This window comes from Burkholderia sp. 22PA0099, from assembly GCF_047497165.1.
Taxonomy (GTDB): Bacteria; Pseudomonadota; Gammaproteobacteria; order Burkholderiales; family Burkholderiaceae; genus Burkholderia.
In genome coordinates this window covers 3273429-3285363 of sequence record NZ_CP163165.1, presented here as the reverse complement: position 1 = coordinate 3285363, position 11935 = coordinate 3273429, and the positions used below count along the sequence as shown (strand labels likewise).

Below are 11935 nucleotides of genomic sequence, written 5' to 3'. Positions count from 1 at the left end.
GCGCCGAACGAATGACGACATGAACGAAGGAGCAGGGCAATGAGTGGAATGGAACGAAGCAAGCGGGCCCTCTCGTGGTGCGCGGCGGCGGCCACGGCAACGCTGCTGCTGGCGGGCTGCGGCACGCTGAAGGGCACCGCCGCGCCGGCGCTGCAGGCGCACGATGCGGTGGCGGTCGGGGCGATCGCGAACTACACCGAAACGCCGTCGGCCGGCCAGAGCGCGGCGTCGATCGCGGCCAACGTGCTGCGCGCGGACGGCCTCGCGGACGTGCGCTTCGCGCCGGACGACGCGGGTTCGAGCGCGCTGTTCGATACCGCGCAGCGCAGCGACGGCCAGCAGAAGCTGGCGTGGGCGCAGTCGCAGCAAATTCGCTACGTGCTGTCCGGCTCGGTCGAGGAATGGCGCTATAAAACCGGCGTGGACGGCGAGCCGGTGGTCGGCCTGACGTTCGAGCTGACCGACGTGAACACCGGCAAGGTGGTCTGGAGCGCCACCGGCACGCGCAACGGCTGGAGCCGTTCGAGCCTCGCGGGCGTGGCCACCGGGCTGATCGCGAAGGTGCTCGCGCCGCTCGCGCCGCGCCGTTGAGGCCGGGCCGCCACGCGTTCGCCCTCGCGCTTCCGAACCCATGAAAAGGAACCGGCCGTGAATCCCGCCGCGATGCAATCCGCCGCCGACGCGTCGAAGACGCGCAGCTCCAACGCGCTGGGCCGCCTCGGGCCGTTGCGCCGGTTTATCGCGCCGGCCGTCGCGCGGCCGTTCGCGATCGTCGAGGCCGCCGTGTTCGTCGCGCTGGTGCTGGCCGTGAGCCGCCTGTGTTCGCCGCACGATCCGCTGCTGTTGCAGGCGGGCTTCCCGTGGTTGTGGTTCGCGCCGATGATCGTCGCGCTGCGTTACGGCACGCTGCTCGGGCTGTTCGGCGGCGCGCTGATGGTGGCGGCCTGGAAGCTCGGTTATCCGCCGGGCGCGCCGTGGCCCGTGATGATGTTCGCGGGCGGCCTGCTGCAGACGGTGATCGCCGGCCATTTCGGCGATACGTGGGGCCATCGGGCGCGGCGCGCCTCGACCATCAACGACTATCTGAACGAACGGCTGGTCGCGATCACCAACAGCCACTACCTGATGCGCCTGTCGCACGAACGGCTCGAAAAGGATCTGCTGTCGAAGCCCACCACGCTGCGCGACTCGATCACCGAACTGCGGCGCCTGTCGGTCAGCGCCGAGCCGCGAGGCCCGGCCGAGGCGCCCGCGCCGCTGCGCGCGCTGCCGTCGGTGGCGGGGATGCTCGAATTCGTGGCGCAGGTGTGCCAGATCGAGATCGGCGCGGTGTTTCCGGTGCGTGACGACCGGCCCGCGACCGAGGCGGTGGCGCATGTCGGCGACGCGTTCTCGCTGGTCGCGAGCGACGATCTGGTGCTGCACGCGCTGCGCACCAAGAGCGTCGCGCACTTGCGCGGCGAAAGCGCCGACATCGCGCAGACCGATTACCTCGTGTGTGCGCCGCTGGTGAGCGCCGACGGCGAGGTGATCGCGCTGCTGGTGGTGCGGCGCATGCCGTTCCTGTCGCTGAACTTCGACAGCCTGCAACTGCTGCTGGTGCTGCTCGCGTATTACGCCGACGGCGTCGAGCATGCGAGCGTGGTGCGCGGCATTCTCGCCGACGTGCCGGGCTGCCCGTACGACTTCGCGCTCGATCTCGGCCGCCTCTCGCGCTTGCAGCGCGACGCGGGCATTGCGTCGTCGCTGGTTGCGCTGGCGTTTCCGCGCGGCGAGGAGGGCGATTCGCTGTTCGAGCACGTGCTGCGCCGCCGCCGCGCGCTCGACCTGATGTGGCCGCTGCAGACCGCCTCGCATTCGGTGCTGGTGAACCTGATGCCGGCCACCGACACGACCGGCGTCGACGGCTACCTGGCGCGGATCGAAAACAGTCTCGACGCGCAGTTCGGGCTCGACATGGAACGCGCGCACATCGGCGTGCACACGCTGCACCTGGGCGCGCTCGAACCGGGCGCGGCCTTGCAGCGCCTGCTCAAGCGCAGCGGCGCCGATGTCTAAGCCCGCCGCCTTCGTCGCCCTGGTCGTCGGCGTGCTGCGCGCGCTGGCTTGCCTGCTGGTGGAGGCGCTCGCCTGGTGGGCGTGCGAGCGGGCCGGCGCGCACCTCGATCCGTTCCTGGCCGGCCTCGCATTGCAGGCGCTCGCCGCCGCCGTGCAGGCCTGGCTGTTGCGCCCGATCCTGCCGGCGCGCTACCGCGAGCCGCGCCGCCCGACGCTCTGGCTGCTGTGGGCGCTGCTGATGTTCATGCCGCTCGTGGGCGGCCTGCTGGTGCTCGCGAGCTGCGCCTGGGCGGCGTGGTTTCCGGCCGAGCGCGAGAACGACCGGCTCGCCGAGGTGGGCCGCCCCGAGTTCATCACGCATCTGGTGTCGCGCGTCGCGCATGGCGGCGGCGCGCGCTTGCAGGCACGGCTCGTCAACACGCAGGTGTCGTCCACCGACCGGCTGACGGCGCTGGTCGCGATCCAGAGCATGCCGACCCGCACCACCGGCAGCCTGTTGCGTGAATTGCTGGCCGATCCGGTGGAGGACGTGCGGCTGATCGCGTACGGCACGCTCGATCATGCCGAGAACGAGATCATGCAGAAGATCTACGCGATGGGGCAGGCGCTCGCCAGGGCCGCAACGGACGCCGAGCGCTACGCGCTGAACCGGCAGCTTGCCGAACTGTATTTCGAACTGATCTATCAGAGCCTCGTGCAAGGCGCGGTATACCGGCACACGCTGGCGCAGGCCGAACGGTACGCGCGCGCCGCGCTCGAGGTGGACGAGCGCGACGCCGCGCTGTGGCTGATCCTCGGCCGTCTCGCGCTCGCCGAGGGCCGCCCCGACGATGCGGGCGTGGCGATGGCGCGCGCGCTCGAGCTCGGTTTTCCGCGCGAGCGCCTGACGCCGTGGCTCGCCGAGGTCGCGTTCCTGCGCGGCGATTACGCGCTCACGCGCGAGCTGCTCGCCTCGCTCGGCAACGCCGCGGTGCTGCCCACGCTCAAACCGATTGTCACCTACTGGTCCCGATGAATCCGTCCCTGAACCGGCGCGCCGCCGATGCCGATGTCTGCCTGCTGCTGGAGGGCACGTTCCCGTTCGTGCGCGGCGGCGTGTCGAGCTGGGTCAACGAGATGCTGCGCGCGTATCCGCACCTGCGCTTCGCAGTGGTGTTCATCGGCAGCCGCGAGGAGGATTACCAGGGCGCCGCGTACGCGCTGCCCGACAACGTCGTGCATTTCGAGGCGCATTACCTGTACGCGACGGCCGCCGGCGTCGAGCACAAGCCGCGCGAGGTGGCGGGCGATCCGGCCGCGTTCGCCCAATCGGCGCGGCTGCACGAGGCGCTGCGCGGCGCGAACGGCCGGCAGGGCGCGGGCGGCGACAGCAGCACGAGCGTGGCCGCGTTGATGGCGCAGATGGCGCCCACGCTCGGCGCGCACGGCATGCTCAACGAGAAGCAGTTCTCGACCAGCCGCGCCGCGTGGGATTTCATCGTCGATCAGTACGAGCGGCACTGCACGGACCCGTCGTTTACCGATTACTTCTGGACCGTGCGGATCATGCACAAGCCGCTGTGGCAACTGGCGAACGTGGCCGAGCAACTGCCGCCGGCGCGCGTGTATCACACGGTGTCCACCGGTTACGCCGGCTTTCTCGGCACGCTCCTGCACTACCGCAGCGGGCGGCCGCTGCTGGTGTCCGAACACGGCATCTATACGAAGGAACGCAAGATTGATCTGTTGCAGAGCCAGTGGATTCGCGACAATCGCGGCGCGTTCGAGCGCGACATCTCGCGCATCAGCTACTTCCGCGAGCTGTGGGTGCGCTTCTTCGAGGCGCTCGGCCGGCTCGCGTACGACGCCGCCGACGAGATCGTCGCGCTGTACGAAGCGAACCGGCTGCGCCAGATCGCCGATGGCGCGCCCGCCGCGAAAACCCGCAGCATTCCCAACGGTGTGGATGTGGAGGCGCTGGCGCCGCTGGTCGAGCGACGCATCGACGGCCCGCGCCGCGTGGTCGCGCTGATCGGCCGGGTGGTGCCGATCAAGGACATCAAGACCTTCATTCGCGCGATGTTCGTCGCGTCGCACAGCATGCCGGACATCGAAGGCTGGATCGTCGGCCCGGAGGAGGAAGATCCGGCCTACGCGCTCGAATGCCGCGCGCTGGTCGAGAGTCTGGGGCTGGCCTCGCGCGTGAAGTTTCTCGGCTTTCAGCGCATCGATGCGGTGCTGCCGAAGGTCGATCTGATCGCCCTGTCGTCGATCAGCGAGGCCTTGCCGCTGGTGGTGCTGGAGGGCTTCGCGGCCGGGGTGCCGTCGATCACCACCGATGTCGGCTCGTGCCGCCAGTTGATCGAGGGCTACGGCGACGAGGATCGCGCGCTCGGCAGCGCCGGCGCGGTCGTGCCGATCGCCGATCCGGCGCAATTCGCGCGGGCCGCGCTGGCGCTGCTCGATGACGACACGCGCTGGCGCGCCGCGCAGCAGGCCGGCCTCGCGCGGGTGCGCCGCTACTACACCAAGGCGCAGATGACGGACCGCTACGCCGCGCTCTACACCCGGCTTGCCGCCGCGCCCGATGCGCGGCCGGCGGCGGGCGCTGCGGACGCAATGGGCGGTTGCCCGGTGCCGCATGGCGCCAAGCCCGCGAAGGAGACCCGCTGATGGCCGGGATCGGTTTCGAGTTGCGCAAGATCCTGCGCAAGGACAGCTTGTTCGGCGCCGCGCGCGCCTATGCGTACGCGGGCCTGATCAGCTCGGGGCCGCTGATTTTGTCGATCTTCGGCATCCTGCTGATCGGCGTGATGAGCCTGGCGGTGGTGATCCCGAAGTTCGCGATCGTGCAGTTCCAGGTGTCGGTCACCTACCTGATCGCATTGAGCCTGATCCTCACGGGGCCGTTGCAGCTCGCGTTCACGCGCTTCATCTCGGATCGCCTGTTCGAGAAGCGCGACGATCTCGTGCTGTCGAACTACAACGGCGTGGTGCTGGTGACGACGCTGGCCGCCGGGCTGTTTGCCAGCGTCGCGATGGCGCTCGGCTTTCGCGGCGAGACGCTCGCGTATCGCGTGCTGATGGTGGTGGGCTTCGTGGTGTTGAGCAACATCTGGATCTCGGTGATCTTCCTGTCGAGCGTCAAGCAGTACCGGCAGATTCTCTACACGTTCATGGTCGGCTACGGCTGCACGGTGGGGTTCGCGCTGTTGCTGAACCGGCACGGGCTGGCGGGCCTGCTGGGCGGTTTCGTCGCCGGGCATGTGGTGCTGCTGGCCGGCCTGTCGGGGCTGATCTACCGCGGCTATCGCGGCGGCCGGCTGATCTCGTTTGAGGCGTTCGACCGGCGCTTCGCGTATCCGTCGCTCGCGATGGTCGGCTTTCTGTTCAACCTCGGCGTGTGGATCGACAAGTTCATGTTCTGGTATTCGGCCGGCACCAGCGCGCCGGTGATCGGGCCGCTGCGCGCGTCGGTGATCTACGACATGCCGGTGTTCATCGCCTACGTGTGCGTGATGCCGGGCATGGCGGCGTTCCTGGTGCGTATCGAAACCGATTTCGTCGAGTACTACGATGCGTTCTACGACGCGGTGCGCAAGGGCGCGACGCTGCGCCATATCAACGACATGCGCGACATGATGGTGAGCAGCGTGCGCTCGGGCCTGTACGAGATCGTCAAGATCCAGGCGATCGTGTTGCTGCTGATCGTGGCGTTCGGCAGCAACCTGCTGCAGGCGCTGCACATTTCCACGCTCTACATGCCGCTGCTGACGGTCGACGCGATCGCGGCCAGCCTGCAGGTGGTGCTGCTCGGCCTGCTGAACGTGTTCTTCTATCTCGATGCGCGCGGCACGGTGCTGCGCCTGTGCGCGGCCTTCGCGCTGCTGAACGGGGTGCTCACCTGGGTCACGCTGCAGATGAGCCCGAACGCATACGGCTACGGTTTCGCGGCCACCTTGCTGGTGCTCGTGGTGGTGGCGGTGCTGGTGCTCGACCGCAAGTTCTCGCGGCTCGAATACGAAACCTACATGCTGCACAACTGAGCGCGGGGCGGGTGAGGCCCGCCGCCGCGCGCGCGTGCGCCGCGCTTACTTGACCTTCCCGCTATCGAGCTTCTTGCCGGTATCGGCGTTGAAGCGCTCGACGTATTCCTCGATCAGCTTGCGCAGCGCGCGGCCGATCTGGCGATAGTCGGATTCGTTCAGGTTCGCGAGCGACACGCGCCCCGACGGGTGCGCGGTGCCGAAGCCGCGCCCCGGCAGCAGCACCACGCGCGCGTCGCTGGCGAGCCGGAACAGCAGGTCCGACGGCTCGGTGTTCTTGAACAGCCAATCCACGAACTCGCGCCCGAACGCCTGCTCGCCGAGGAATTCGAGGTCGAGGATGGTGTAGTAGTCGACCTGGTTCGGATCGTCGTCGGCGAACGAAATGCCCACTTCCTCGTACAGCGCGCGCTTGCGGCTGCGGATCAGGCGCTTCAGCGCGTTCTTGTACGCGTCGGGCGTATCCATCAGCGAGAACAGCGAGAACAGCACCATCTGCACCTGCTGCGGCGTCGACAGGCCCGCCGTGTGATTGAGCGCCACGGTGCGGCTGTCGGCCACCAGCCGGTCGATGAACTTCAGCGAATCGGGGTCGGTCGTGATCGATTCGTAGCGCGTGTGCAGTTCGCGCTTGACCGCCTTCGGCAGTTCGCCGATCAGGCGATCCAGCACGTTGTCGCGATGCGTGGCGATGGTGCCGAGCCGCCAGCCGGTCGCGCCGAAATACTTCGAGTACGAATACACGAGGATCGTGTTCTTCGGCGCGAGCGCGAACAGGGAGACGAAATCGTCGGCGAAGGTGCCGTACACGTCGTCGGTCAGCAGGATCAGGTCGGGCCGCGCCTCGACGATTTCCGCAATGTAGCGCAGGCTTTCGTCGCTGATCTTCACCGAGGGCGGATTGCTCGGGTTGACGAGAAAGAACGCCTTCACCTTCGGGTCGCGCAGCTTGTCGAGTTCCGCGTTCGAGTATTGCCAGTTGTTCTCGACCGACGCATTGAGATGCACGACGTTCAACTGGTAATCGTTGAGCTTCGGAATCTCGATGTACGGCGTGAAGATCGGCATGCCCAGCGCGATCGTGTCGCCGGGCTGGATCAGCCGGTTTTCGCGCATCGTGTTGAAGATGTAGGTCATCGCGGCGGTGCCGCCTTCCACCGCGAACACGTCGAACTCGCCCACGAACGGATGCTTGCCGATCATCTCGCGGCGCAGATACTGCCCGACGATCTGCTCGGACAAACTCAGCATGCGGTCCGGCACCGGGTAGTTCGAGCCGAGGATGCCCTCGCACATCTCGTACAGGAAATCGCTGGCGGACAGGCCGAGCTGATCGCGCACGTACGACACGGCACCGCGCAGGAAGCCGATGCCGGGCTTGTCCTTTTCCTCGCGCAGGAACAACTCGAAGCGCTCCACGATGCCGTCGCGCTGCGGAAAGCCGCCCACGCCCTCCGGCATGTAGGCGAACGAGCGCTCGGATTCGCGCATCGCGAACAGGCCGAGCTGCCAGAAGCCGTGACGCGGAATGGTGGCGAGGAAGTTCGGATTGCCGCGCCCGGCGTTGAGCATCGCGGTGTTGGCGGGGCGTTCGACGGCCGCGCCGCCGGCCGCCTTGATCAGTTCGTCCTTCAGTTCGAACGGGCTCAGTGCCGCGAGCTTTGCCCGGTCGTCGGATTTGCGCTTGTCTTTGGCCATGATAAGGACTCCATCGTGAGTGGTCGCTCGTGGTCGCTTGTGGTTGCTTCGGTAGCGGCCGGAACGACACACGTTGCGGGAAGATGAAAACCGGACGCGCCGGAAAAGGTGAACGGTAGCGCGCCGCGCTACACCAGCCCCACCACCAGCGGGCCGAGCAGCGTCAGCAGCACGTTCGCCACGGCGTAGGTGATGGCGAACGGCACGGTGGGCACGGCGCTCTCGGCCTTGTCGAGAATCCCGCCAAAGGCCGGGTTCGCGCTGCGCGAGCCGCTCAGCGCGCCGGCCAGGATCGCCGCGTTGCGGTAGCGCAGCACGTAGCGCCCGAACAGCATGGTCAGCAGCAGCGGGAACAGCGTGACGAACACGCCGAGCAGGAAGATCGTCACGCCGCTTTCCTTCACGGTGGCCACGGCGCGCAGCCCCGAATTGAGCCCGACCACCGCGACGAACACGGCCAGCCCGAAATCCTGCAGCAGCCGCGACGCGGCCGATGGCATCACGCCGTACATCGGATGCTTGCCGCGCATCCAGCCGAACAGCAGCCCCGCGAGCAGGCAGCCGCCGCCGGAGCCGAGCGTGAGCGGCACGCCGCCCACGCTCGCGACGATCAGCCCGAGCAGCAGCCCCACCACCAGGCCCACGCTCATGTAGATGAAATCGGTCTTGTTGGTGTAGGGCAGTTCGTAGCCGGCCGCATCGACGGCACGCTTGGTATCGCCCGGCGAGCCGTAGAAGGTCACGACGTCGCCGTGCAGCAGCGCCGTGTCGGGCAGCAGCGGCAGGGGCTGGCCCGCGCGCGTGACGGCCGAGACGAACACGCCGTGGCGCAGCTCGCGGTCGACGTTCTCGCGCACCTTGGCGATCGTCGTGTGGTTCATGCCGCGGCGCGTGAACACGCCCTGGCGTGTCTGCATCACCACGCCGAAGCCGTCGGCGTCGGCGCCGGCCAGTTCGTCGCCGATGGTGCCGGCCGCATCGATGATGCCTTCGCGCCGGCCTACCAGCAGCACCACGTCGCCGGCTTGCAGCGCGAGGTCCGGGCGCGGTTCGAGCGCCTTGCCGTCGCGCCGGATCTTCTCGATGGTGAGCAGATCGCGATGTTCGACCTCGATCGCCTGCACGGTGCGCCCGGCGGCGGCGCGCACGCGATAGATGCGGCCGATCAGTTCGGGCAGCGCGGCCACCTGGCCGGCGGCGGGGGCGGCGTGGCCGCCGGCCAACTCGCGCTCGGCATTGAGCGCGGCCTCGCGCAGGCCCTGGCCCATGAATTTCGGCAGCACGTTCACGCACACGATGATCGCGCCGAGCGAGCCGAACACGTAGGTCACCGCGTAGGCGATCGCGACATCGGCCTGCATCGATTTGACCTGATCGGCCGGCAGGCCGAGCCGCGCGATCGCGTCACCGGCCGTGCCGATGATCGCGGATTGCGTGAGCGCCCCGCCGGCGAGCCCCGCCGCGAGCCCCTTGTTCAGATGGAACAGCTTCGCGCACACCAGCACGGTCAGCAGCGCCGACACGGCCAGGAACAGCGCCATCGCGATCTCGCGCAGCGAATTGCGGTTCAGCGAATTGAAGAAGCCCGGCCCGGAGTCGTAGCCCACCGCGTAGATGAACACCGCGAACATTACGGACTTGATGCCGTCGTCCACGGTCACGCCGGCCTGGCTGATCACCACCGCGGCCAGCAAGGAGCCGCCCACGCCGCCGAGCTGGAACTTGCCGAAGTTGATCTGCCCGACGAAGTAGCCGACGGCCAGCGAAAGGAATAATGCGATCTCGGGAGATTTTTGAAAAATGTCGTGTAACCAAGTCATCGGAACCTCGCGTGCTTGAAATAATTACCAGAACATTCGATGTTTCGCCGGCTGCGGCATGGATGGGTTGCTGACGCAGGATAGCTGTAAATCGGGGCCTGTTTATTATCAATTCGCTTTCGTGACGGCATGTATTTCACGGCGGCGGCGCGGGCGGCGCGGGCGTCGTGGGTATTCGCAAGTCATTGCAGTAAAGCGAGAAAAATAATGTGCGCCAGGGCGCTTGGCGCATCAAGTTTCAGGAACGCGCCGATATCGATTTTTCTTTAAGTTATGCGTTTATCGAGGCGAAAGTTTGAATGGTTGAAATGGTTGATGGTGCGTGCGCCGTTAATCCTGGTTTTGGCATGACACGTATGCACCGGGAATCGTGGCGGCAGGTTGGTTCAAGTCAATACCGGCAGGTCAGCGGCATTGGCGAGTTGAAACGGTGATCGCGCTTCGATCGGGGCGAACGGCGCGCGCGCCGGCACCGGTGCGACCGATTCGCCTGCCGCCCAGGATGAGCAGGCAGCCAGGCATCAATTTGCTATCCTCCACGGGGATCGTTTTTCGCGATCCGCCGCCGCCCCGCTCAACCCCGCCGTCTCAGCCAGGAACCATGCAAACCGTAGCCGTCCTCGACTTCGAAACCACCGGCCTGTCCCCCGCCCAGGGCGACCGCGCCACCGAAATCGCCGTGATCCTGTTGCGCGACGGCGAGATCGTCGACCGCTACCAGAGCCTGATGAACGCCGGGCGGCGCATTCCGTCCGACGTGGTCGCGCTCACCGGCATCACGAACGACATGATCGCGTCGGCCCCGCCGGTGGCCACCGTGATGCGCGAGGCGGCGGCGTTCGTCGGCCGCCATCCCGTGGTGGCCCACAACGCCGCGTTCGACCGGCGCTTCTGGCAATCGGAGCTTGAGCAGCTCGGCGAGTCGTCGGCGCATGAATTCGCCTGCACGCTGCTGGTGTCGCGGCGCATCTATCCGCACGCGCAAAGCCACCGGCTGTCGAATCTGGCCGACATGCTGCGCCTGCCGAAAACGGGCCGCGCCCACCGGGCGATGGTCGATGCGGAAATGGCGGGGCACCTGTGGTGCCGTCTGCAACGCGACATGGCGCAGACCTACGGGCTCAGTCGCGTCGATCACGCGCTGATGTCGCGCCTGCAGAAAACCAGCAAGGCGAATGTCGCGACGTTTCTGGGCGCGATGGTCGGGCGTTAAAGCGGTTCCGCGAGAGGGTCTTCCAGGGCGGCGATCGGCAGTTCGTTCGACGCGAGAGGCGCGTCGAGTTTCACCACCGAGATGGCCCAGCCTGCCTTGTCGATCTTGGTCGATGCACGTTTGCGCATGGATTCGGTTCGGACGAAATAGAACTGCTCGCCCGCCATGCGTGACAGCTTGGCAAGCGTCGTGTGCATTCGGCGATCAATCGTGCCGATCGGCCGTTCCGATGCCGTCACCTCGGCGGAAATCACCACGCCTTCGCGGCACATGCCGCGCAAATCGGGTTCGGAGCTGTCACCGGTTTGTCGAGGATTCCAGAACCAGGCAATATCGCCGGCAACGCGGTCATGGGCGAGCAGCCACTCTGCGGCACGGACAATCAGATGTTCGTGCAGGATCTGATTGAGATCTTCATAAACATCCATGCGGAGCCGCCGAAGAATATCGACGCCCGCTTCAGGCGAGTCGCAAGGCGACGCGGCGAGCGAGTGAATCTTCTCCAGCGCCTGCCGTGTATCGGCCAGCACTTTCTGATCGGCTTCTCGAAGTGGCCCGAGTGTGTCCATGTTTGGGAAATTCCCTTGTTTGATTGGTGGTGGCCCGCTTTTCGTCCCCGCCGGCCCGTACCTAGGCGTTCGCATTCCCCATCCGTCGCCACAGCCGCCACGCCAGCGTCACGCCCGCCTCGACGAAATAAAGCAGCACCAGGCCGCCCAACACGAACACGATCAGGTCGAGCGGGCTGAACTCGTGGCCGCCACGACGCCGCACGATGTCGCCGATCTCGGCATACGAGAGCGGGCTGATCGCGAGCAGCCCGCCGATCAGACAGCACAGGGTTCTGACGATACTGCGCCGGGTCGATCGCCACGGCGGAACCAGCGCGCGGCACAGCCCGACGCAGCCCGAGGTGGCCGTCACGAGCGCGGCGACCGATATCACGCAAGGTCCGATTCGATCGTCGCCGGTCGAGCCCAGCGCACCGACCAACGTATAACCCGCGAAGATCCACACGCCGATCAGCAGCAGCGCCGACGGCAGGCTGCCGCCCATGCCATACAGGCAGCCCCGGGCGAAGATCACCAGGTCGTGCACGTCTCGACGTGTCATGTCGGTTG

The 11935-nt window shown here is 67.0% G+C and carries 10 protein-coding genes; 6 read left to right on the top strand and 4 right to left on the bottom strand.

The features are described from left to right. Positions 1-48: 48 nt before the first annotated feature. Genes AB4851_RS29995 through pelG form a run of 5 tightly spaced genes read left to right on the top strand, consistent with a single transcriptional unit; the run spans position 49 to position 6083 of the window. The gene (locus AB4851_RS29995; RefSeq protein ID WP_414444422.1) at positions 49-591 is read left to right on the top strand and encodes a penicillin-binding protein activator LpoB; all 543 of its coding nucleotides are present in this window, start codon (positions 49-51) and stop codon (positions 589-591) included. Positions 592-648: 57 nt separating this feature from the next. Next, entirely contained in the window at positions 649-2058 is a 1410-nt protein-coding gene (locus AB4851_RS29990) for a PelD GGDEF domain-containing protein (protein WP_414449991.1), read from the top strand. Beyond that, a complete protein-coding gene (locus tag AB4851_RS29985) occupies positions 2051-3073 on the top strand; it encodes a tetratricopeptide repeat protein (protein ID WP_414449990.1) in 1023 nt (340 codons plus the stop codon). Before AB4851_RS29990 ends, AB4851_RS29985 begins: the two co-directional genes overlap by 8 nt. Beyond that, complete coding sequence (gene pelF / locus AB4851_RS29980; protein ID WP_414449989.1) at positions 3070-4710, top strand: GT4 family glycosyltransferase PelF; 1641 nt, start codon at positions 3070-3072, stop codon at positions 4708-4710. The genes AB4851_RS29985 and pelF overlap by 4 nt, the downstream gene beginning before the upstream one ends. Further along, the gene (gene pelG, locus AB4851_RS29975; protein ID WP_414449988.1) at positions 4710-6083 is read left to right on the top strand and encodes an exopolysaccharide Pel transporter PelG; all 1374 of its coding nucleotides are present in this window, start codon (positions 4710-4712) and stop codon (positions 6081-6083) included. The genes pelF and pelG overlap by 1 nt, the downstream gene beginning before the upstream one ends. Positions 6084-6128: 45 nt before the next feature. On the opposite strand, the gene AB4851_RS29970 is transcribed toward pelG, so the two are convergent. Together AB4851_RS29970 and aspT are read right to left on the bottom strand one after the other, a co-directional pair. After that, entirely contained in the window at positions 6129-7781 is a 1653-nt protein-coding gene (locus AB4851_RS29970; protein WP_414449987.1) for a bifunctional aspartate transaminase/aspartate 4-decarboxylase, read from the bottom strand. A 128-nt stretch (positions 7782-7909) separates the two neighbouring features. After that, positions 7910-9601: an aspartate-alanine antiporter gene (aspT, locus tag AB4851_RS29965; protein ID WP_414449986.1), complete on the bottom strand. Its 1692-nt coding sequence runs from the start codon at positions 9599-9601 to the stop codon at positions 7910-7912. Positions 9602-10202: 601 nt separating this feature from the next. Between aspT and AB4851_RS29960 the strand changes: the two genes are divergently transcribed. Beyond that, a complete protein-coding gene (locus AB4851_RS29960) occupies positions 10203-10814 on the top strand; it encodes a PolC-type DNA polymerase III (protein ID WP_414449985.1) in 612 nt (203 codons plus the stop codon). On the opposite strand, the gene AB4851_RS29955 is transcribed toward AB4851_RS29960, so the two are convergent. Next, on the bottom strand, positions 10811-11383 hold the full coding sequence (locus tag AB4851_RS29955) for a hypothetical protein (RefSeq protein WP_414449984.1): 573 nt from the start codon (positions 11381-11383) through the stop codon (positions 10811-10813). The genes AB4851_RS29960 and AB4851_RS29955 overlap by 4 nt on opposite strands. Positions 11384-11444: 61 nt before the next feature. Then, positions 11445-11927: a hypothetical protein gene (locus tag AB4851_RS29950; protein ID WP_414449983.1), complete on the bottom strand. Its 483-nt coding sequence runs from the start codon at positions 11925-11927 to the stop codon at positions 11445-11447. Positions 11928-11935: the final 8 nt, after the last annotated feature.